Below are 22,017 nucleotides of genomic sequence, written 5' to 3'. Positions count from 1 at the left end.
GGGTTCGACGGCCTGAAAGGGCTTCGGCATGTCAGCCGCCTGCGCCCGTGAGGTGATCGAGTACTGGCTTGATACTCTCGGTGGGCGAGAAATCGACGTATTCACAATCCGTTATCGCCTCGGGCGCGTGCCCCGCAGCCCAGTAGAACGCGTCCCCGGCGCCATAGGTGTGTTCTCCTTCACGGGTATGCATCCGCAGCTGGCCGCTGAGCATGTAGCCCCAATGGGGGCACTGACAGAGGTCGTCATCGAGCCCCACCAGGGCTGGCCGCAGATCGGTGCCGGCCGCCAACCTAACCCATGCGATCGACATCACCCCAGCCTTTTGGCTGCGGAAGTCCACGCCGTCGCCCTCGATCACCGCGGGGATGTCGTCGTGTGTGAATCGTTCCATGTCGCCGCCCGGATGTTCGCTGCTGACAGTCTAGAGTTGCCTACGCCCGCGAGATGGAGTTTCCCGAAGGTCTTCCATCGGTGCCGGCTGCGCAGTCCATTGAATACATGTGCCGTCGGAGCACCGGGTGACATCGCGCTCGGTGAGGTGGGTCGGGCAATACTTGCGAACGAAATCACCGTAGTCGCCAGCGTTTCCAGACCGCATGACCCGTGGCGCGGGTCTTGCCGTCGTACAGCAGTTCGGCATCACAGACGATTTCAGGTTCGGTTGATTTGACGATGACGGCGCGCAACTCGACCGTCCTGTCAAGTGGGCTGGGACGCAGATAACGGACGTCGATGCCGGCGGTCACGAACGGCAGCAGGGCCCCGGGCGGCGCCTCCCATCCTTGGAGCGCGGCCTCGTTCATGACACCAGCGGCAGAGTGGCAGTCGAGCAGGGTGGCGATGATGCCGCCGTTGAGGAAACCCAAGCCGTTGTCGTGTTCGGACCATGGCATGAAGGTCGCGGTGACATGCCCGTCTGCGACATAACTCTTGAGTTGGAGACCGCGAGGGTTGGCCGGTCCACAACCGAAGCAGGTCATGGTCGGAAAAAGCCGGTCCTGAATCGATGTCGCCTCCACCGACCGCCAGTATCCGCGAACGGACGTCTGCGATGTGAGTTTTGGCGACACATTCGTCGCGGACGCGGATTGCGCTCCTGCCTCAGAATTTCGCGAATGCTTGAGCCGGCGTCCAATCAAGAGGACGCTATTGATGCAGCACTCACGAACAACGGAGACCTTCTCCCCGGTGCGGGGCCCGGTGTCTAGGCCACCTTCAGATCGAATCGAGGGTCAACATGACAACCGCAACCGGCCACGCGCGTCATCTCGCTGCCGCAGGATTAATCGCTGCCGCCACCACGGTCACCGGCGGCGCCGTCGGAGAACCGCCAAACGCCTGCGCCGAACCCCGAGAGTGGGACGTCGCCAACTACGACGATTGTGTCGTCTTGAACGGTCAGAAGTATCAATCCGGCCAGATCACGCTCGAGCAATACAACCGGGCCGTGATCGATTGCTGCGTTCTCAACGGCGGTATTTGGACCGATTCGCAGGGCTGTGTTGCTCCTCCCGCCGAACAGTCCGCTCAGCCCACTCCGCCGGGGATGGCGCCCCGTCCTGGTGAAGCCACGCAGAACCCGGCGCCGCCGCTGCCGCCAATTCGGAACCCGGAGATCACCCCGACCTTCGTCACGCCTGGTTCAGTCGGCCCGGGCTGACTCCAGGGAAGTCGCTGACCGAGCGAATCAGGACACTTCGACCGCTTCGACAGACGCCTGCGTCGAACTGAGCAATTCGGCGATCCTCGCGGAGATCGCGTCCGCGGTCGGGTGCTCCCACAACAGCGTCGGGGGCAGGGACAACCCCGTCTGCTTCTCGAGTCGGCGCAGCAGGCCGACGGTCATGATCGAGTCGACCCCGATCTCCACCAGCGGGACGCCGGCGTCGACATCGCCTTCGAACAACCCGAGTTGGGATGCGACCGCGGCGATCACGTGCTCGGCGATGCGCTGCGGATCCGGTGCACCGTCCGCACCGATGAAGGTGGTCGGCGACGGTTCGTCCGTAGCCGGCTCGGCAACCTCTGCCGGTGCCACGTCGGCGAACATCGGCACCGATGCTGCCGCCGGAAGCACCGGCAGCACAACGATGTTCGCCCGATCAGCGCGCATAGCCAGGTCCAGTGCCCGCACCGCCTCGTCGGGTCCGATGGTGCCCATGCCCAGAGCATCGAGTTGCGCCGCGATGAAACCTGAGGTGGAGCCCATGCCCATCCCCCGCCACGCCGTCCACGCCACGCTCACCGTGCGATCGCCCAGGCGCCTGCGGTGCCGGGCCATCACGTCGAGGAACGAGTTCGCGCAGGCGTACGCGCCCTGGCCGGGGAAGCCCGCCAAGTAGCCGCACGACGAGAACAACACCATCCAGTCCAACTGCCCCGGCGGGAACACCTCGTGCAATGTCAGGGTGCCGTCGACCTTCGGGTGCATCGCCGCCGCGAAGTCCCGCTGTGTGGTGTTGACCAGCAGCGCACCGGCTTCCACACCGGCCGCATGGATGACGCCGCGGACCGGCGGCAGGTCGCACAACGCGTCGCGCAGCTTGTCGGCCGCCCCCGGTGCGCCGATGTCGATGGGCGCGACGCGCACCCACACCCCGCGCTCCTCGAGGGCGGCGACGGCGCGGACCACCTCCGAGTCGCCCGCATCGCGCCATTCAGAACGGTCCGGCATGCCGGAGCGCGACAGCAGCAGCAGTCGTCGCGCCCCGACGTCGGCGAGGCGTTGCGCCATGCGCAGGCCCAGTGCGCCGGTGCCGCCGGTGACGACGTAAGTGCCGCCCGCCGAGCACTGCAACGGGGTGCCGGCCCCCGGGCTGGCGTGCTTCAACCGCGCGGCAGACCCGACACCGTCGCGCATGACCACCACCGGGTGCCCAAGGCGCGAAGCCAGCACTGCCACTGGAAGTCTCGCGTCTGCCACATCCAGCACCCCTGCGAACACGTCGGGATGCTCGGCGGCGGCCACCCGCGCCAGGCCCCACAGCGGCGCATGCGCCACATTGGTGCCTTCGTGAACGCGCTGGGTGAGCACCCACATCCGCGCGGGGGCTCTGGAGTCGAGCAAACGGCGCAGCGTTCGCACGGTGAGGTCGACCGCCTCGGCGGGCGGATCGGACGCGCTGGGAAGAACCAGCACCACGGCGTCACGGTCGAGGATCGCGGCGTCCATGTCGCTCGGATCGGCGCACCTGGCGTGCGGGACGTCGGCCGCGGCCAAATCGCGGCGCACCGAGTCGGCGGTGCCGTCGTCGCCGCCGACGATGAGCACCGCGCTGGGTCGGTCGTCGTCGTCAACCGGCACGGGATGCCAGCTCACCTCGTGCAGCATCCGCGAAAGGTCACTGCCCGCAGGACTTTCCAGTTCTTCGAACGACATTCCGAGCAGTGAGGCGCGAATCGCCCCGGACTCGTCGGCGATCAGCACATCGGTCGTCGTGGTGTGCGGGCGCCGCCGAATGTGCAGAACGGCCACCGCCGGTGGGCGACCGTGCACCCGGACGCGCTCGATGCGGGCGGGCATCCTCAGCCGCGGCGGGCCGTCGAACACCGTCGAGGCCGCCGACGTGGCCGCGTCCAGCAGCGCCGCCCAGGTGGCCGGCACCGCGCCCGCCTTGTCCGCCGCCACGCGGACGAGCAGCTCCCCCTCACCCTGGCGCAGTTCAAGGTTCTGCCAGTCGAATCCCATGGCGGCCACGCCCAGCGACGCCAGCGTGTCCACGACGTGGTCGGCGGGCAAGGGCTGGGCACAACGCTTCCTGGCGGCCGACAGATCGAACGCGGCGTGTTCTCCGCAGGTTTCATCTGCGGCGGTCACCGCGCTGGTGTGGGTCAGCCACCCGCCATCCTCCGCGCCGTCGTCCAGCACCCGTGACGACAGTGTCAGGGCACGGTCCTGCAGCACCACCTGCACGTCGCGTGGACGGCCGGGAGCGACCGGGGTACGCAACCGGACGTCGTCGAGCCCTCTGCCGTCGGCCGCGGCCAAGAACGTGTTCAAAATGACTGCGGCGGGAACGATTTCGGTGCCCTGCACCGGATGATCCCCGGGATAGGGCCTGCTGGCGATGTCCAGCCGGGTCTGCCACATGCGGGCGGCGACGGGACCGGTCACCTCCATCGCGCCGCCGAGCAGGGTGTGGGTGTCCACGTCGTGCACCCCGCAGCCGCCGGGCGGAGGCGTCGGCGTGCGCCAGAACCTGCGATGCCGCCATTGGGTGACGGGCAGATCGTCCGCCCACGGCGCCGACGCGTCGATACCGGGGTCGACGGGCGCGCCGTGGCAGTGCAGGGTGGCCAGCGCGGTGCCCAGCGCGAGCCGCTCGGGCCGGTCCCGGCGCAGCAGGGGGACGGCGGCGTGCTCCTCGATCCCAGCGTGCAGCAGCGTTTCGACGACCGAGTGGGCCACCACCGGATGAGCGGACACCTCGAGGAACAGCCGATGACCGTCCTCGGCGGCGGCGGCGACTGCCTCGGCGAAGCGCACCCGATCGCGCAGGTTCACCGGCCAGTAGCGGTGGTCGCGAGGAGCGCTGGATCGCGGATCTGCCAACGCCGTGGTGTACAGCGGGATTTCGGCCGGCCGCGGGGCCGGCAACCCGCCCGTGAGCCGGCTCAGTTCGGCGGTGAGCGCGTCCATGGCCGGGCTGTGAAACGCGACGTCGGTGTTGACCCGGCGCACCATCACACCCTCGTCGGACCAGTCACGGCAGATCTCGTCGACCGCGGCCACCGCGCCGGACACCACCGTCGACACCGGTGACGCGCTGATCGCGGCGACCACATCGGCGCGTCCCTGCAGCCGCCGTTCGGCCTCCTCGAACGGCAGGCGCACCAACGCCATCGCGCCCTGGCCCATCACCGTTCGGAATCCGCGCGCGCGGTAGCACGCCACGGCGGCGCCGACCGTCAGATCGAACACCCCCGCTGCGACGCAGGCGGCGACCTCCCCCACCGAGTGCCCGATCACCGCGGCCGGTGCCGCACCACGTTGGCGAAGCACCGCGGCAAGGCCGGCCTGCATGGCGAATGTCAGCGCCTGCACGCGGTCGGTGCCGCCCAGTTGTCCCGAGGAAAGCGCCTCGCGCGCACTGAAATCGAGCTCACGACCGAACACCGGGTCGATCGCGTCGATGACCGCGGCAAACGCCGGCTCGTCGGAAAGCAGCTGTCTGCCCATGCCCGACCCGTGCGAGCCGTGCCCGGAAAACACCCACACCGCGCCGTCGGCGGCGCCGGGCAGCACCGGGCCAGTCACCACACCAGGGGCGGGCACCCCCTCGGCCACCGCATCCAGTCCGGCCACGACGTCGTCGACGGACTCGGCCACCACCGCCGCCCTGACCGGCTCGTGCGAGCGCCTCAACCACAGGGTGGCCGCCACCCGCTCCAGCTGGTGATCACCGGTGCGCAGGCGGTCCGCCAGCGCCTTGGCCTGCATGCCCAGCCGTGCCGATGACCGCGCTGACAGCGGTATCACCTTGGGTGACAGCATATTTCCAGTGTGGTTTCCACCAGAGCCGCCGGGTGCTTCCTCGAGCAGGACGTGGGCGATGGTGCCGCCGTAGCCGTAGCTGCACACCGCTGCCCGACGCGGCGCACCGCCGGTCCGCTCCCACGCCTCGGCTTCCGTCGGCACGCGCAGCCCGCTGTTCTCCCAGTCGACGGCGGGAGTCAGCTTCTGCACACCCGCCGTCGGTGGGATCACCCGATGATGAAGCGCCAAGGCGGCTTTGACGAGGCCGACCACTCCCGCGCCGCCCTCGAGGTGCCCGACGTTGGGCTTGACCGATCCGATGCGGCACGGTGCATCGGCGGGGCGGTCGACGCCGTAAACCGAAGACAGCGCGCGGACCTCGGTGGGGTCACCGGTCGGGGTTCCGGTGCCGTGCGCTTCGACGAAATCGACGCTCGACGGCGGGATATCGGCGGATTCGCATGCGTGCCTGAACAAGTCGGCCTGCGCGTCACCGTTGGGGGACATGATGCCGACGGTGCGGCCGTCCTGTGCGACCGCACCTCCGCGGACGACCGCGTAGACGTGGTCGCCGTCGCGCAGGGCGTCGCTGAGCCGCTTGAGCACCACCACCCCCGCGCCTTCGCCGCGGCCGTATCCGTCGGCGGCGGCGTCGAACGTCTTGCATCGGCCGTCGGGGGCGGTGGCTCCGGCGACGTCGAGCACCCGGGTCAGCCCCGGGCCGATCAGCGCGCTGACCCCACCGGCCAGCGCCAACGACGTCTCCCCCGCACGCAGCATCTGGCAGGCCTGGTGCACGGCGACCAGGGACGCGGCGCAGGCGGCGTCCAGCGCGACGCTGGGGCCGCGCAGATCGAGCAGGTGCGACACCCGGTTGGCGATCCCGCACAGCGACGTGCCGATCCCGGTCCACGCTTCGATGCCGGGCAGGTCCTCCATCACCAACTTGCCGTAGTCGTCGGAGTTGACCCCCATCAACACCGCGGTGTCGCTGCCCGCCAACGACTTCGGCGGCACCCCGGCGTGTTCGAGGGCCTCCCAGCTGACCTCCAGGGCCAGCCGCTGCTGGGGATCCATCAGTTCCGCCTCGCGCGGGGAGACCCCGAAGAACTCCGCGTCGAAGCCGGCCAGGTCGTCGAGGAAGGTGCCGAGGCGGGTCACCTCGCGCAGCACCGCGGCGTTGCGCGGATCCCGGCGCAGGTAGGGCTCCCACCGCTCGGCGGGCACCTCATTGACCGCGCTGCCGCCCTCCAGCAGGAAGCGCCACAGCTGGCTCGGTGTGCTGATGTTGCCTGCCAGCCGGCACCCGATGCCGACGATCGCGATGGGTTCGGGGGCTGAGCTCACGAAAGAGTCCGACGGGCACCGCCAGCCCCAGTAGTCTGGATAGCCTTGCCTAAGTAGCCACGCGCCATGGCGCTCATGTTCGCACAGCCCGGGCGATAGTGGGGAGCTATGGCCAGCGGGTGACGGGTGGTGCCGCTCACGCTCGCGGCGCGCGAGGTTCCTAGAGCGTCTTGACGGCCAGCGGCTCGTCGTCGCCGGACACCCTGATGTCGACGGTCTGGATCTCCGAGGTCGGAATGCTGGTGGCCGCCGACAACCCGGTCGACTCGTCACCGGCGGGTCGCCAGGACCCGACGACCGTCTGCGTGCCGTCGCGGCTCGTCACGACGATGTCGTAGCTCGCGACGTCGCGCGCCCAGTCCTTGGTGTATTCACAGGACCAGGTCAGCTCGGTGCCCCACTGCTTCTCGGTGACCGCGAGTTGAGCGGTCAACCCCTCGCGCTGGCCGGGCTGCATCGGGGCCATCGCCACCGTCTGCACCGACTCGGTGCGCGGGAACACGGTGGCCCCCACCACGCCCCCGATGATCGCCAGCGCGGCGGCCGCGGCGACCGCCGTCGCCAGCACTGTGCGTCGGGACCGGCGCTGACGCTCGGCCGCCGCCCGAGCCAACGAGGTCACGTTGTCCCGGCCGTCCGTGGCGGCCTCGTCGGCGAGGCCGGCCAGCTCCAGCGCCTCCTCGCGGCTGAGCGCGCCGAGAATTCCCGGCATTTCGGCGAGGTCGGTGAGTTCGGCGAGGGCCTGCGGGTTGGCGGCCAGATAGTCTTCGTAGATGCGACGCTCGTCAAGGCTCAACGCGCCGAGCACATAGGCGGCGTCCCACTCGGCGAGATTGTCGTCGGGCGTTCGGTCGGTCATGAGACGACCCCCTTCTCGTGCAACGCATCTCGTAATGCCCGCAGGGCGTAGTGCAGCCTGGACTTGACAGTGCCGGCGGGAATGCCTTCCTGCTCGGCGATGTCGGCGACGGTCTGACCGAGGTAGTAGGCGCGCACCACCGCGGTGCGGTGCTCGGGGCTCAGCGACTTCAGCGCGTCGGCGAGCACCCATTTGTCGACCGCCGGGCCGATCGCGTCGGCCGACGGCGGCTCGGGCACGGTGTCGGTCTGTAGTTCACGGCCGAACCGCGCGCTGCGCCGGTCGTCGATCACCTGGTTGCGGGCGACGGTGTACAGCCAGGCGCGAACCGACTCGCTCGGCTGAGCCAGCACCTCGGGTTTACGCCACAGCCGCAGCAGCGACTCCTGCACCACATCCTCGGCGAACGGCATGTCTCCCCGGGTGAGCCGCAGGACATAGCGCAGCAACGATTGACTGTGCGCGTCGTGGATCGCGCGCAGCAGTGCGGCCTGGTCGGGCTCGCTCACCCGTCAATGTTGACGCCGAGTGTGGGCTCGTGCCACGGCAAACGCCAAAAAGCCGTGCGGGTAACCCACGTTCGGCCGACAGGTACGGCGGTCGTGCACCCCCGCGCGCCGAGTGTGGGCTCGTGCCACGGCAGCGCGCGAAAAGTGTGCGGGTAACCCACGTTCGGCGGACAGGTACGGCGGCCGTGCGCCCCGCCTGTTCCGCCGAACTAGTCGAGATCGGTGTCGCTGCAGTAGACGCCGAGCAGGTCACGGGCCGACACGATGCCGGCCAGCTTGCCGTCCTGCTTGACGAGGATGTGCCGGATGTAGCGGTCCATCATCCGGATCGCCACCTCCTGGACGGTGGCGTTGGCGTCACACCAGACCAGATCTTTGGCGGCGACGTCGCGGGCCCGGACGGCGGCCGGGTCCTGACCGGAAGCGACGACTCGCATGACGTCGCGCTCGCTCAGCAGCGCGACGGGCGACTCCTCGTCACCCACGACAACGGCCCCGAATTCGCCTTCGGCCAGTGCCTTGGCGGCGTCGGCGATCGTGGCGTCGGCCGGGATGCGTGCGACCGGGTCGCCGATGACCGTGGAGACGGGGGTCGAATCTATGGCAGCCATGGCATCATGCTCTCACCGTCAGCGTGCGGTGCCGTCGTGCGGGCGCACGTGCACGATGTCGGCGGCCGACAGCGCGACGGTTTCGGTGCCGCAGTCGAGGACGAGGCGCCCCTCGTGGTCGATCGACTGCGCCGTGCCGACGAGCGTGCGGTCACCGGGCAGTGTCGCGGAGACGGTCGCACCGATCGTCGTGCTCTTGGCGCGGTAGTCGTTGACCAACTGCTCGTCGTAGCCACCGGCGCGACGCCAGGCGATGACGCGCCTGCCGAGTTCGGACAGCAGCGCGCTCACCAGCCGGTCGCGATCGGGCGCCGCCACGCCCGCGTCGAGCAGCGACACCGCCACCGGATCGCCCGCCTCCTCGGCGCTCAGCGTCACGTTGAGGCCGATCCCGACGATGACCGCGGTTCTCGGCTCGGTCACCTGGGTGAAGATGCCCGCCAGCTTGCGGTCGCCGAGCACCACGTCGTTGGGCCACTTGAGCCCGGGTCGGACGTCGGTTTCGGCCGCCACCGCATCGACCACCGCGACCCCGGCGGCCAGTGGCAGCCAGCCCCAGTGGGCGACCGGCACGTCCCCAACGGGCACGCCTGCCGACAGCAGGATCGCCGCGCGCGGGGCCGCCGACCAGGTCCTGCCCATGCGGCCACGCCCGGCGGTCTGATGTTCGGCGATCAAGACCACCCCGTCGATGTCCCCGCCCGCCTCGGCGCGGGCGAGCAGGTCGGCGTTGGTGGACCCGGTCTCCTCGACCACCTCGAGATAACGCCACGGTTGCCCGGGCGTCACCACCTCGTCCCGCAATTTCGCCACGCGCAGGGGCTGCCGCAAGTTGTCACGATCCATACGGCGCAGTCTAGGGCCCCGAGCTACACCGACGGGTGAACGCGTGGCGGACGCTCAGTCCAGCAGCTCGCGCACCACCGCGTCGGCCAGCAGCCGCCCGCGGTCGGTGAGCACCAGCCGCTCGGACACCAGGGTCGCCAACCCGTCCTCGACGACCGTGGCGGCCCGGCGCCGTTCGGTCTTGCTCAACAGCGCCACCGGCAGCCCGTCACGCAACCGCACGCGCAGCATGACGTCCTCGATGTGGCGGACGCCGTCGCCGAGCAGCTCGTAGTCGGCCACCGGGAGCTGACCGTCGGCCAGAAACTGCGTATAAGCGTTGGGGTGCTTGACATTCCACCACCGGATCGCGCCCACGAAGCCGTGCGCACCGGGCCCGGCACCCCACCACTGCCCGCCGTTCCAGTAGCCAAGGTTGTGTCGGCACTCGCCGCCGGGCCGACACCAGTTCGACACCTCGTACCACGTGAAGCCGGCCGCCGACAGCCGCGCATCGAGCATCTCGTACCGGTGGGCCAGCGCGTCGTTGTCGGGTGGGGACAACTCGCCGCGGCGCACCCGCCGCGCCAGCGCGGTGCCGTCCTCGACCACCAGCGCGTACCCGGAGACGTGGTCGACGCCGGCGTCGACGGCGGCCTCCACCGAGCGCAGCAGATCGTCGTCGCTCTCCCCCGGCGTGCCGTAGATCAGATCGAGGTTGACGTGCTCGAACCCGGCGTCGCGGGCTTCACGGGCCGCGTCCAGCGCGCGGCCGGGCGAGTGCACACGGTCCAACACCGCCAGCACGTGCGCGGCCGTGGACTGCATGCCCAGCGACACCCGGGTGAACCCCGCGGCGCGCAGCTGCGCGAAAAACTGCGCCGAGGTCGATTCCGGGTTGGCTTCGGTGGTGACCTCGGCGTCGGGCGCCAGCACGAAATGCTCGCGGATCGCATCCAGGACCGTCGCGAGGCCCGCGGCACCCAGCAGCGACGGCGTCCCGCCGCCGACGAACACGGTGTCGACCGGCGGCGGCGATCCCAACTGTGCGGCGGCCAGCCCCAGCTCGGTGCGCAGGCCGGCCAGGAACCCGGCGGGGTTCGCACCGCCGAGCTCGGCGGGCGTGTAGGTGTTGAAGTCGCAGTAACCGCACCGCGTCGCGCAGAACGGCACGTGGACGTAGATGCCGAACGCGCCGCCTGGCGTCAGCGCCAGACCAGGCAGTTCCGCGGGCGCCGTTCGGGGGGTCATGAGGCCAGTTTCCCAGACGAGTTCGGCTCACCTTGAGCGCAAATATCGCCCGGTTAGGGCACACCGCATAGTTCATGGCACAATTGGCGTCGTGACTGCCGCACGCATCTTCCCCCGCATCTCGCTGGTGGCGCGTCGGCACGTCGATTTCAAGCGCGTCTGTACCTGTTGTTGTCTGCCCTGACGCGCTGATTTCGGACCCAGCCCAACCATCACTTCCAGCTGGCCGCCGGATCTGCGCCGCCGGTCAGCTCACCGGTGACACGCGCGATCCGAACGCCGGCTCCACGAAGGAGCCCACCCCCAATGACACAGGCGAAGACACAGGCCAAGCCCAAGACGACCCGCAAGCCGCGCGCCGAAGGCCAGTGGGCGCTCGGCTACCGCGAACCGCTCAACGCCAACGAGCAGCTCAAGAAGGACGACAACCCGCTCAACGTGCGGGACCGCATCATCAACATCTACGCCAAGACCGGCTTCGACGGCATCGACAAGACCGACCTGCGCGGCCGGTTCCGCTGGATGGGTCTCTACACCCAACGCGAGCAGGGCTACGACGGCACCTGGACCGGCGACGAGAACGCCGATCTGCTGGAAGCCAAATACTTCATGATGCGGGTCCGCTGCGACGGCAAGGCGCTGTCCACCGCCGCGCTGCGCACCCTGGGCCAGATCTCCACCGAGTTCGCCCGCGACACCGCCGACATCACCGACCGGATGAACCTGCAGTACCACTGGTTGGAGATCGAGAACGTTCCCGAGATCTGGCGCCGGCTCGACGAGGTCGGGCTGCAGACCACCGAGGCCTGCGGCGACTGCCCGCGCGGCATGCTGGGCTCACCGCTGGCGGGGCTCTCCCTCGACGAGGTGCTCGACCCGTCGCCGGCGCTCGACGAGATCGTCCGCCGCTACATCAACAACCCCGAGTACTCCAACCTGCCGCGCAAGTACAAGACCGCGGTCTCGGGCCTGCAGGACGTGGCCCACGAGGTCAACGACATCTCGTTCATCGGGGTGAACCATCCCGAACACGGCCCCGGACTGGACCTGTGGGTGGGCGGTGGCCTGTCCACCAACCCGATGCTGGCGCAACGGCTCGGCGCCTGGGTGCCGCTGGATGAGGTTCCCGACGTCTGGGAAGCGGTCACCGCGATGTTCCGCGACTACGGTTACCGCCGGCTGCGGTCCAAGGCGCGGCTGAAGTTCCTGGTCAAGGACTGGGGCACGGAAAAGTTCCGCGAAGTTCTCGAAACCGAGTACCTCAAGCGGCCGCTGATCGACGGACCGGCGCCCAAACCGGTCAAGCATCCGATCGACCACGTCGGGGTGCAGAAGCTCAAGAACGGTCTCAACGCCGTCGGCGTCGCCCCGATCGCCGGCCGGGTGTCGGGCACCATCCTGACCGCGGTCGCCGACCTGATGGAGAAAGCCGGCTCCGACCGTGCGCGGTTCACGCCCTACCAGAAGCTGATCATTCTGGACGTGGCCGACGACAAGCTCGATGAGCTCACTGCCGGGCTGGCCAAGCTGGGACTGCCGGCCGAGCCGACGCACTGGCGCAAGAACCTGATGGCCTGCACCGGCATCGAGTTCTGCAAGCTGTCCTTCACCGAGACCCGCACCCGCGCGCAGGCCCTGGTGCCCGAGCTGGAGAAGCGGCTCGAGGACATCAACGCCCAACTCGACGTGCCGATCACGATCAACCTCAACGGCTGCCCGAACTCGTGCGCGCGCATCCAGGTGGCCGACATCGGTTTCAAGGGCCAGATCGTCGACGACGGCGACGGGCCCGAGGAGGGGTTCCAGGTGCACCTGGGCGGCAGCCTGGGTCTGGACAGCGGGTTCGGTCGCAAGCTGCGCCAGCACAAGGTGCTGTCCAAGGATGTCGGCGACTACATCGATCGGGTGGTCCGCAACTTCGTGAAACAACGCGAGGACGGCGAGCGTTTCGCTACGTGGGCGATGCGAGCCGAGGAGGCGGATCTGCGGTGACCGAGGTGCTGTCCGACACAGACTTACAGGCGCTGGCCGAGCGCGGGGCCAGGGAACTCGACGGCGCCGGCGCCGAGGACCTGCTGCGCTGGACCGACGAGAACTTCCGCGGCAACTACATCGTGGCGTCCAACATGCAGGACGCGGTGCTCGTCGATCTGGCCGCCAAGGTGCGACCCGGGGTCGATGTGCTGTTCCTGGACACCGGCTATCACTTCGCGGAGACGATCGGCACCCGCGACGCCGTGGCGGCGGTCTACGACGTGAACGTGGTCAACGTCACCCCGGAGAACTCGGTGGCCCGCCAGGACGAGCTCTACGGCAAGGACCTGTTCGCCCGCGCGCCCAACGAATGCTGCCGGATGCGCAAGGTCGAGCCGTTGAGCAAGGCGCTGCGCGGATATTCGGCGTGGGTCACCGGCATTCGGCGGGTGGAGGCGCCGACGCGCGCGAACGCACCGCTGATCAGCTGGGACAAGGCGTTCGGGCTGGTGAAGATCAACCCGCTGGCGGCGTGGACCGACGAGGACATGCAGAACTACATCGACGCCAACGAGGTGCTGGTCAATCCGCTTGTCGACGAAGGCTATCCGTCGATCGGCTGCGCACCGTGCACGGCCAAGCCCGTGGACGGCGCCGATCCGCGCAGCGGCCGCTGGGCGGGCACCGGCAAGATCGAGTGCGGGCTGCACGCTTCGTGACGCTCATCCTGACCGCGCACGGCAGCGTCGATCCGCGCTCGGCGGCGGTGACTCATGCGGTTGCCGGGCGGATCCGGCGGCTTCGGCCGTGGCTGGACGTGCGCCCGGCGTTTTTGGAGAAGGCGCTGCCCAGCCTGAGCGACGTGCTGGCCGGCGTGACCGGGCACGGAATCGTGGTGCCGTTCCTGCTGGCTGACGCCTATCATGCGCGCATCGACCTGCCCTCGGTGATCGAAGCCTCCGGGGCCGACGTGGAACAGGCCGGGGTGCTGGGGCAGGACCCGGCCCTGTTGTCGGTGCTGCGGCAGCGACTCGCCGAGAGCGGGGTCTCGCCCGACGACGACGGCCTCGGGGTGATCGTGGTCGCCGTCGGTTCGTCGAGCGCCACCGCCAACGCGCACACCGCCGCCGTGGCCAAGAAGCTGCACACCGGAACCCGGTGGCTGGGCACCGAAGTCGCGTTCGCGACCGGTCCGCACCCCGGTGTGCACGACGCCGCGCGAACGCTGCGCGCCAGAGGCGCACGACGCCTGGTGATCGCCCCGTGGTTCCTGGCACACGGCCGCATCACCGACCGGGTGGCGAACTACGCTGCCGCGCACGGTATTCCGATGGCCGAGCCGCTGGGCTCACACAATCTCGTCGCCGCCACGGTGCTGGACCGCTTCGACGCGCTGAGCACCGCCAGCGTGGCGGCTTAATTCACTCTTCGCGAGCAGTCGCGAAATCCCCTATTTCCGCGCTCTGCAGGGGGTTTTCCTGACTGCTCGCGCCGCTGGGCGGGATCGCCGGGACGCGGGTGGCGCGCACGTAGACGGTGTCGCCGGCCTTCAACGCGAGCGCCTCGGCGTCCCCGCGGGTGATCTGCGCGGTGAACGAGGCGTTGGTCGCGCCGTTGGTGAGCTCGAGACGAACCTCGAAGCCGAGCATGACGATTCGGTCGATGGTGGCCCGCACGACGCCGGTGGTGGCCACGGAGTCCTCGCTTGCCGCGATGGCCATCTCCGGGCTGCGCCCGACGCGGATGTCGTGGGGGCGCACCAGGCTGCCGTTCAGTGAGGACACCGCCCCGAGAAACGACATCACGAACGCGTTGGCGGGTTCGTCGTAAACCTCTGTCGGGGAACCGACCTGCTCGATGCGGCCCTGGTTGAGCACCGCGATGCGGTCGGCCACGTCCAGCGCCTCGGACTGGTCGTGGGTGACCAACACGGTGGTGACGTGCACTTCCTCGTGCAGGCGCCGCAGCCAGATCCGCAGATCCTCACGCACCTTGGCGTCCAGCGCGCCGAACGGCTCGTCGAGCAACAGCACCTCCGGGTTCACGGCCAGTGCGCGCGCCAGCGCCATGCGCTGCCGCTGCCCGCCGGAGAGCTGGTTCGGGTAGCGGGTCTGAAACCCGGCCAGCCCCACCACTTCCAGCAGGTTGTCGACCTTCTCCTTGATCTCGGTCTTCGGCCGCTTGCGGATCTTCAGGCCGAAGGCGACGTTGTCCCGCACGTTCAGGTGCTTGAACGCCGCGTAGTGCTGAAACACGAACCCGATGCCCCGCCGTTGCGGGGGCACGTCGGTGACGTCACGGCCGTTGATCGTGATGGTTCCGGTGTCGGGTCGGTCCAGGCCCGCGATCGCACGCAACAGCGTCGACTTGCCCGAGCCGCTGGGCCCGAGCAGCGCCGTCAAGGAGCCAGACGGCACGTCGAAGTCGACGTTGTCCAGTGCGGCGAAGTCGCCGTAGCGCTTGTTGGCGCCTCGCACGGTGATCGCATTGGTCATGATGTCTCCTCCAGCCTATTTGGCTGTCTTCTCGCGGCGGATGTCGAGGACCACTTGCGCGATCAGCACGACGATCGCCACCGCCATCAGCAGCGTGGAGATGGCATACGCGCCGTATTCGGCGCCGCGCATGTAGCGGTCCGACACCAGCAGCGTCAACGTCTGGGAGGTGCCCGGCAGGTTCGACGACACCATGATCACCGCGCCGTATTCACCGAGCGTGCGGGCCACGGTCAACACGATGCCGTACATCAGGCCCCACTTGATCGACGGCAAGGTGACCAGCCGAAACGTCTGCCATCCGCTGGAGCCCAGCGTCGACGCGGCTTCCTCCTGGTCGGTGCCCAACTCGTGCAGCACCGGCTCGACCTCGCGGATGACGTACGGGACCGTGACGAAGATGCTGGCCAGCACGATCCCGGGCAGCCCGAAGATGACCTTGATTCCGAAGTCGTTCTCGACGAACCCCAGCGCCCCGGCCGATCCCCACAGCAGGATCAGCGCCACCCCAACCACCACCGGCGACACCGCGAACGGCAGGTCGATCACCGCCTGCAACAGGCTCTTTCCGCGGAACTTGTTACGCGCCAGCACCAACGCCGTTGGGACCCCGAAGATCACGTTGAGCGGCACCACGATCGCCACCACCAACAGCGAGAGCTGAAGCGCCGAGATCGCCGCGGGGGTGGTGACCGACTCGATGAACGCGCCGAATCCCGGCGCGAAGGTGCGCCAGAGGATCAGCCCGACCGGCACCACGAGCAGCACCAGCAGATAGCCCAGCGCCAGGAATCGGAGCGCGTAACGTGCGGCGGGCGAAAGCGTCACTCGGACAGCTCCTGTCGCTTGGCCACCCGCGACCCGATGCTGCGCAGAATGAACAACACGACGAACGAGATCGCCAGCAGCACGATCGAAACGGCGGCCGCACCGGTGCGGTCGTCGAACTCGATCAGGGTGCGGATGTACTGCGACGACACCTCGGTCTCCCCGGGCACCGCCCCACCGATGAGCACCACCGAGCCGTATTCGCCGATGGCCCGCGAAAACGCCAGCCCCGCACCGGAAAGCAATGACGGCAGCAAGGCGGGCAGCAACACCAGCCGAAAGATCGTGAAGTTGTCGGCGCCCAGCGAGGCCGCGGCCTCCTCGACCTCGCGGTCCAATTCGAGCAGCACCGGCTGTACCGAACGCACCACGAACGGCAGGGTGACGAAGAGCAGCGCCATCCCCACCCCCCACTTGGTGTGCTGAAGGTGAATGCCGACCGGGCTGGCCGGCCCGTACAGCGCCAGCATCACCAGGCTCGCCACGATCGTCGGCAGCGCGAACGGCAGGTCGATGATCGCGTCCACCAGCCTCTTGCCGGGGAAGTCGTCGCGGGTCAGCACCCACGCGACCAGCAGACCGAAGAACAGGTTGATCACCGCGACCGTCACCGAGACGGTCAGCGTGACCCGAAACGACTGGATCGCCCCGTTGGAGGTGACCGCCTGCCAGAACGCATCCCAGCCGCCTCCGGCGGACTGCCAGGCGATCGCCGCCAGCGGCAACAGCACGATGATCGACAGCCACGTCGTCGCGACCCCGACCCGCAGCCTGGTGCTGCCGTAGCGGCTGGTGAAGAAACCCCGGGGCAACCCGGCGCCACCGCTGCCGGTGGGGTCCTGCCGGGCCGCCTCGGGCTCAAGGCTTGCTGTCATCCAGTGGCCTGCTGGTAGATCTTCGTGATGGCGCCGTTGTCCTTGTTGAACAGCTCCGGGTCGACCTTTGCCCAGCCGCCGAGATCGTCGATGGTCCACAGCTTCTCGGGTGCGGGGTACTTGTCGGCGAACTCGGCGAGCACCGCGGGGTCGACGGGACGGAATCCGGCTTCCGCCCACAGCGTCTGCGCCTCGGGGGTGTACTGGAAGTTCACGAACTGGCGGGCCTTCTCCGCGTGCCGACTGGCGTTCACGACCGCCACCGGGTTTTCGATTTTGAAGGTCTGCGGCGGGTTCACGTATTCCAGCCCGAAGTTGATCGCCTCGTTCTCGTAGGCCAGCAGCACATCACCGCTGCCCTGCTGGAAGACGTCGGTGGCCTCACGACCCGAACTGGGCCGCAGTTTGACGTGCTCGGTCACGAGCTTGGTCACGAACTCGAGGCCGCCCTGCGGATCCTGCCCGCCGTTGCTGGCCCAGGCGTACGGCGCCAGCAGGTTCCATTTGGCCGAGCCCGAACTCAGCGGGCTGGGCGTGATGACCTCGAGACCGGGCTGCAGCAGATCGTTCCAGTCGCGGATGTTCTTCGGGTTGCCGTCGCGCACCGCGAAGGTGACGACCGAGCCGAACGGGATCCCCTTGGTCGCACCGGTATTCCAGTTCTCGTCGACCTTGCCGGCCTTGACCAGACGGGTGATGTCGGGCTCCACCGAGAAGTTGACGATGTCGGCGGGTTTCCCGGCTTCGACCGCACGCGACTGGTCGCCGGAGGCGCCGTAGGACGCGGTGACGGCGACCCCCTTGCCCTCCTCGGTGGCGGCGAACGCGGGGGCGACCTTCGACCAGCCGGGTTCGGGTACGGCGTAGGCAACCAAGGTGAGTGTCGTCTCGGCGTCAGAGGTGCCTCCGTCACCGGCGACATCGCTGGCACCCCCGCCGCAGGCGGCGAGGACGGCGGCGACGGTGGTCAGTACGGCGGCGTTTCGCCACGACCTGGGGCGGTTGAGCATTTGATGACCTTTCCTTGCAGAAACGCTAACGGGACGGCCCGCCACAACGGCAAGAACAGATCAGCATCAGGCTTTGGATGGCCGCTGCCGACACCAAACCGTGGACGGGAGTGGGGTTAGCAACAACAACAGACGTCAGCGACAGCGGAGAAGCCCACGGCAATGAGCGCCAAGACATGGCCGCCCTTGTTGCCGGTAGCCGTACGCATGGCGCGAAGAATAACAGAATTCACCGGATGTGCTCGGTGTGGGCTCAGCCGCCCTGACGCGTCACCAGCCACGCGACGAGGACCAACACCACCAAGAAGACGAGCACCAACGTCACCCTCGACCGCGGCATGTGCCACCTCTCATCGATCGTCGTCCCGGTCAAGATGGCGCACCCGGCGCACCAGTCGGATGCTGTTGCCCAGCACGCCGTCGAGCACCACCGCGAGCCCGAAGGCCCCCGCAAGCACCACCGGCATCACCACCGCGGTCTGCGCAACGAACGGCAGCCCGGTGAGCCACAGCTCGACGCCGTCCCACCAATTGAGGAAGCCGTCCACCTGGCCAGGGTATGTGATGCGAAGATTGCGCCGTGCCGCACGACGAGCCGCGCCCCGAGAGCACCACCTGCATCGTCGCCGGCGGCGGGCCCGCCGGGATGATGCTCGGCCTGCTCCTCGCCCGCGCCGGCATCGACGTCACGGTGATGGAAAAGCACGCCGACTTCCTGCGTGACTTCCGCGGCGACACCGTGCACGCCAGCACCCTGCGGTTGCTTGACGAGCTCGGTCTCGGCGAGGAGTTCGCCCGAATCCCGCACCGTGAGATCGAACGGCTGTCGCTGAGCGTGCAGGGCACCGAGGTGGCGATGGATCTGCGCCGAATTCCCGGGCCGCACAAACACATCGCGCTGGTGCCGCAGTGGGACTTCCTGGAGCTGTTGGCGTCTGCGGCCGAAAAAGAGCCCACGTTCACACTGTTGCGCAGCACCGAGGTGCTCGGACCGATCGTCCGCGGCGGTCCCCGCAACCACACGGTGGTCGGGGTGCGCTACCGCACGGCCGACGGGAAGGTGCGCGCGATGCACGCACCGCTGACCGTGGCCTGCGACGGTCGGTCCTCGACGCTGCGGGCGGCCATGGGGATGACGCCCAAGAACTTCGGCGCGCCGATGGACGTGTGGTGGTTCCGGCTGCCTCGAGATGCCGACGACCCCCACGGCCTGGCCGGGGTGCTCGGCGCCGGGAATGCCCAGATCGTGATCGACCGCGGTGACTACTACCAGTGCGCCTACGTCATCCCGAAGGGGCGTGACAGCGAGCTTCGCGCCGAGGGCGTCGAGGCGCTGCGCCGCAACGTGGTGGCCCTGGTGCCGTGGTTGGCCGAACACACCGCGGCGTTGACGTCGATGGATGACGTCAAGCTGCTCAACGTCCAGCTCAACCGGCTGCGACGCTGGTACACCGACGGTTTGTTGCTGATCGGCGACGCCGCGCACGCGATGTCGCCGGTCGGCGGCGTGGGGATCAACCTGGCGGTGGCCGATGCGGTGGCCGCCGGGCGCATGCTGGCCGCTCCGCTGCGGACGGGCCGGGTTCCGGTCAGGCAGTTGGCCCGGCTGCAGGCCCGGCGGTGGCTGCCCGCCGCCGTGATCCAGGCGGTGCAGCGGGTGATTCACGCGCGGGTGATCGCGGTCGCGGTGGGCTCCAGCGGCCCGGTCCGGCCGCCGCTTTTGATCCGAATCGCCGCGCGCACGACGCTGCTGCGCAGGGTCGCGGCGTACGGCGTGGCGATCGGCCCGCTTCCCGAGTCCGTGCCGCAGTTCGCGCGCCGCTGATCCCCGTCGGACGACACACACCCTGCGGGTGGACTCCGGACAGGTCGGCAGTCGATGATGTCGGCATGGTTCTGCCGCATATCGAGCCGTCCGAAGAGTCGTCGAAGGCCAAGATTGAGGGCGACAACGGGTCGAGATCCGCCCCCACCGGCGAGTCGAACGTCCCGTTGACCATGACCGGGCCGATGCCCTACGCGCCGACGGCGTCGCTGCGGAACCCCTTTCCGCCGATCGCCGACTATGCGTTCCTGTCCGACTGCGAGAACACGTGCCTGATCTCGTCGGCGGGGTCGGTCGAATGGTTGTGCGTTCCGCGCCCCGACTCGCCCAGCGTGTTCGGCGCGATCCTGGACCGCGGCGCCGGCCACTTCCGGCTGGGCCCCTACGGGGTATCGGTGCCGGCGGCCCGCCGGTACCTGCCGGGCAGCCTGATCCTGGAAACCACCTGGCAGACCCACACCGGCTGGTTGATCGTGCGCGACGCGCTGGTGATGGGGCCGTGGCATGACCTCGAAACCCGGTCGCGCACCCACCGCCGCACCCCGATGGATTGGGACGCCGAGCACATCCTGCTGCGCACGGTGCGGTGTGTGAGCGGCACCGTCGAGCTGGTGCTCAACTGCGAGCCCGCGTTCGACTACCACCGCATCCCCGCCACCTGGGAGTACTCGGCCCAGGCCTACGGTGAGGCGATCGCCCGCGCCCGCCGCGACCCCGACGCGCATCCGACGCTGCGGTTGACCACCAACCTGCGGCTGGGGCTGGAGGGCCACGAGGCGCGCGCACGCACCCGGATGAAGGAGGGCGACAACGCGTTCGTCGCGCTGTCGTGGTCCAAGCACCCGGCGCCACAGAACTACGACGAAGCCGCCGACAAGATGTGGCAGACCAGCGAGTGCTGGCGGCAGTGGATCAACATCGGAAACTTCCCCGATCATCCGTGGCGGGCCTACCTGCAGCGCAGCGCGTTGACGCTGAAGGGGCTCACCTACTCGCCGACCGGCGCGCTGCTGGCGGCTCCCACCACGTCGCTGCCGGAAACCCCGCAGGGCGAACGGAACTGGGATTACCGCTATGCCTGGGTGCGTGACTCGACGTTCGCGCTGTGGGGTCTGTACACGATGGGCCTCGACCGCGAGGCCGACGACTTCTTCGCGTTCATCGCCGACGTCTCCGGCGCCAACAACGGCGAGCGTCACCCGCTGCAGGTGATGTACGCCGTCGGCGGTGAGCGCACGCTGGTCGAGGAGGAACTGCACCACCTGTCCGGCTACGACGGCGCACGCCCGGTGCGCATCGGCAACGGGGCGTACAACCAGATGCAGCACGACATCTGGGGCACGATGCTGGATTCGGTGTATCTGCACGCCAAGTCGCGCGAGCAGATCTCCGACACGTTGTGGCCGGTGCTCAAGCAGCAGGTCGAGGAGGCGATCAAGCACTGGCGCCAACCCGACCGCGGCATCTGGGAGGTGCGCGGCGAGCCGCAGCACTTCACCTCCAGCAAGATCATGTGCTGGGTGGCGCTGGACCGCGGCTCCAAACTGGCCGAACTGCAGGGCGAGAAGTCCTACGCCCAGCAGTGGCGCGCCATCGCCGAGGAGATCAAGGCCGATGTGCTCAAGAACGGTGTCGACTCCCGAGGGGTGCTGACCCAGCGCTACGGCAACGACGCACTGGACGCGTCGCTGCTGTTGGCGGTGCTGACCCGGTTCCTGCCGCCCGACGACCCGCGGGTGCGCGCCACCGTGCTGGCGATCGCCGACGAGCTCACCGAGGACGGTCTGGTGCTGCGCTACCGCGTCGAAGAGACCGACGACGGGCTGGCCGGCGATGAGGGCACCTTCACGATCTGCTCGTTCTGGCTGGTGTCGGCGTTGGTCGAGATCGGCGAGATCCACCGCGCCAAGCATCTGTGCGAGCGGCTGCTGTCGTTCGCCAGCCCGCTGCACCTGTACGCCGAGGAGATCGAACCCCGCACCGGACGTCACCTCGGCAACTTCCCGCAGGCGTTCACCCATCTGGCGTTGATCAACGCGGTGGTGCACGTGATCCGCGCCGAGGAGGAGGCCGACAGCTCCGGCGGTTTCGTGCCCGCCAACGCCCCGATGTAGCGTTCCGCTTCCATC

General features: G+C 68.8%; 21 protein-coding genes. 7 read left to right on the top strand and 14 right to left on the bottom strand.

Going from position 1 to position 22,017, the window contains the following annotated elements:
• Nucleotides 1-31: 31 nt before the first annotated feature.
• Entirely contained in the window at nucleotides 32-394 is a 363-nt protein-coding gene (locus G6N28_RS20665; protein ID WP_163903534.1) for a cupin domain-containing protein, read from the bottom strand.
• A gap of 175 nt (nucleotides 395-569) precedes the next feature.
• Nucleotides 570-1,022, bottom strand: coding sequence for a PaaI family thioesterase (locus G6N28_RS20660; RefSeq protein ID WP_163903532.1), 453 nt, complete (start codon nucleotides 1,020-1,022; stop codon nucleotides 570-572).
• Nucleotides 1,023-1,240: 218 nt separating this feature from the next.
• On the opposite strand from G6N28_RS20660, the gene G6N28_RS20655 reads away from it, so the two are divergent.
• The gene (locus G6N28_RS20655; protein WP_163903530.1) at nucleotides 1,241-1,663 is read left to right on the top strand and encodes a hypothetical protein; all 423 of its coding nucleotides are present in this window, start codon (nucleotides 1,241-1,243) and stop codon (nucleotides 1,661-1,663) included.
• Nucleotides 1,664-1,690: 27 nt separating this feature from the next.
• On the opposite strand, the gene G6N28_RS20650 is transcribed toward G6N28_RS20655, so the two are convergent.
• The 6 genes from G6N28_RS20650 to hemW all read right to left on the bottom strand — a co-directional run bounded on the left by G6N28_RS20650 (nucleotide 1,691) and on the right by hemW (nucleotide 10,881).
• Complete coding sequence (locus tag G6N28_RS20650) at nucleotides 1,691-6,826, bottom strand: type I polyketide synthase (protein ID WP_163903529.1); 5,136 nt, start codon at nucleotides 6,824-6,826, stop codon at nucleotides 1,691-1,693.
• Nucleotides 6,827-6,986: 160 nt separating this feature from the next.
• The gene (locus tag G6N28_RS20645; RefSeq protein WP_163903527.1) at nucleotides 6,987-7,685 is read right to left on the bottom strand and encodes an anti-sigma factor; all 699 of its coding nucleotides are present in this window, start codon (nucleotides 7,683-7,685) and stop codon (nucleotides 6,987-6,989) included.
• Nucleotides 7,682-8,194 (bottom strand): sigma-70 family RNA polymerase sigma factor, encoded by a 513-nt coding sequence (locus tag G6N28_RS20640; protein ID WP_163903525.1) that lies wholly within the window; start codon nucleotides 8,192-8,194, stop codon nucleotides 7,682-7,684. Before G6N28_RS20640 ends, G6N28_RS20645 begins: the two co-directional genes overlap by 4 nt.
• 209 nt (nucleotides 8,195-8,403) lie before the next feature.
• Entirely contained in the window at nucleotides 8,404-8,805 is a 402-nt protein-coding gene (locus G6N28_RS20635) for a CBS domain-containing protein (protein ID WP_163903523.1), read from the bottom strand.
• Nucleotides 8,806-8,823: 18 nt separating this feature from the next.
• A complete protein-coding gene (locus G6N28_RS20630; RefSeq protein WP_163903521.1) occupies nucleotides 8,824-9,651 on the bottom strand; it encodes a biotin--[acetyl-CoA-carboxylase] ligase in 828 nt (275 codons plus the stop codon).
• A 54-nt stretch (nucleotides 9,652-9,705) separates the two neighbouring features.
• The gene (gene hemW / locus G6N28_RS20625; RefSeq protein ID WP_163903519.1) at nucleotides 9,706-10,881 is read right to left on the bottom strand and encodes a radical SAM family heme chaperone HemW; all 1,176 of its coding nucleotides are present in this window, start codon (nucleotides 10,879-10,881) and stop codon (nucleotides 9,706-9,708) included.
• Between hemW and G6N28_RS27470 the strand changes: the two genes are divergently transcribed.
• The 4 genes from G6N28_RS27470 (at nucleotide 10,814) to G6N28_RS20610 (ending at nucleotide 14,275) form a co-directional block, all read left to right on the top strand.
• A complete protein-coding gene (locus G6N28_RS27470; RefSeq protein WP_407664984.1) occupies nucleotides 10,814-11,065 on the top strand; it encodes an Ms4527A family Cys-rich leader peptide in 252 nt (83 codons plus the stop codon). The genes hemW and G6N28_RS27470 overlap by 68 nt on opposite strands.
• 122 nt (nucleotides 11,066-11,187) lie before the next feature.
• Entirely contained in the window at nucleotides 11,188-12,873 is a 1,686-nt protein-coding gene (locus G6N28_RS20620) for a nitrite/sulfite reductase (protein ID WP_163903516.1), read from the top strand.
• 8 nt (nucleotides 12,874-12,881) lie between these two features.
• Nucleotides 12,882-13,574, top strand: coding sequence for a phosphoadenylyl-sulfate reductase (locus G6N28_RS20615; RefSeq protein ID WP_163906483.1), 693 nt, complete (start codon nucleotides 12,882-12,884; stop codon nucleotides 13,572-13,574).
• Nucleotides 13,571-14,275, top strand: a complete 705-nt coding sequence (locus G6N28_RS20610; RefSeq protein WP_163903514.1) for a sirohydrochlorin chelatase — start codon at nucleotides 13,571-13,573, stop codon at nucleotides 14,273-14,275. The genes G6N28_RS20615 and G6N28_RS20610 overlap by 4 nt, the downstream gene beginning before the upstream one ends.
• Nucleotide 14,276: 1 nt before the next feature.
• Here the strand turns inward: G6N28_RS20610 and G6N28_RS20605 are convergent, their stop codons facing one another.
• From G6N28_RS20605 to G6N28_RS20585, 6 genes are all read right to left on the bottom strand, one after another.
• A complete protein-coding gene (locus G6N28_RS20605; protein ID WP_163903512.1) occupies nucleotides 14,277-15,350 on the bottom strand; it encodes a sulfate/molybdate ABC transporter ATP-binding protein in 1,074 nt (357 codons plus the stop codon).
• A 15-nt stretch (nucleotides 15,351-15,365) separates the two neighbouring features.
• The gene (gene cysW, locus G6N28_RS20600; protein WP_163903510.1) at nucleotides 15,366-16,178 is read right to left on the bottom strand and encodes a sulfate ABC transporter permease subunit CysW; all 813 of its coding nucleotides are present in this window, start codon (nucleotides 16,176-16,178) and stop codon (nucleotides 15,366-15,368) included.
• Entirely contained in the window at nucleotides 16,175-17,053 is an 879-nt protein-coding gene (gene cysT / locus G6N28_RS20595; RefSeq protein WP_163903508.1) for a sulfate ABC transporter permease subunit CysT, read from the bottom strand. The genes cysW and cysT overlap by 4 nt, the downstream gene beginning before the upstream one ends.
• On the bottom strand, nucleotides 17,050-18,063 hold the full coding sequence (locus tag G6N28_RS20590; protein ID WP_163903506.1) for a sulfate ABC transporter substrate-binding protein: 1,014 nt from the start codon (nucleotides 18,061-18,063) through the stop codon (nucleotides 17,050-17,052). Before G6N28_RS20590 ends, cysT begins: the two co-directional genes overlap by 4 nt.
• Before the next feature lie 116 nt (nucleotides 18,064-18,179).
• Entirely contained in the window at nucleotides 18,180-18,272 is a 93-nt protein-coding gene (locus G6N28_RS27465) for an Ms4533A family Cys-rich leader peptide (protein ID WP_407664983.1), read from the bottom strand.
• A gap of 141 nt (nucleotides 18,273-18,413) precedes the next feature.
• Nucleotides 18,414-18,611: a hypothetical protein gene (locus G6N28_RS20585; protein ID WP_163903504.1), complete on the bottom strand. Its 198-nt coding sequence runs from the start codon at nucleotides 18,609-18,611 to the stop codon at nucleotides 18,414-18,416.
• Between the two features lie 32 nt (nucleotides 18,612-18,643).
• Between G6N28_RS20585 and G6N28_RS20580 the strand changes: the two genes are divergently transcribed.
• Together G6N28_RS20580 and G6N28_RS20575 are read left to right on the top strand one after the other, a co-directional pair.
• Nucleotides 18,644-19,888 (top strand): FAD-dependent oxidoreductase, encoded by a 1,245-nt coding sequence (locus tag G6N28_RS20580; RefSeq protein WP_264073044.1) that lies wholly within the window; start codon nucleotides 18,644-18,646, stop codon nucleotides 19,886-19,888.
• Between the two features lie 167 nt (nucleotides 19,889-20,055).
• Nucleotides 20,056-22,002, top strand: a complete 1,947-nt coding sequence (locus tag G6N28_RS20575) for a glycoside hydrolase family 15 protein (protein WP_407665020.1) — start codon at nucleotides 20,056-20,058, stop codon at nucleotides 22,000-22,002.
• Nucleotides 22,003-22,017 lie beyond the last annotated feature (15 nt).

Origin of the sequence: Mycolicibacterium pulveris (genome assembly GCF_010725725.1) — a bacterium.
GTDB classification, from domain to species: Bacteria; Actinomycetota; Actinomycetes; order Mycobacteriales; family Mycobacteriaceae; genus Mycobacterium; species Mycobacterium pulveris.
This window is presented reverse-complemented; position numbering and strand designations above follow the sequence as displayed.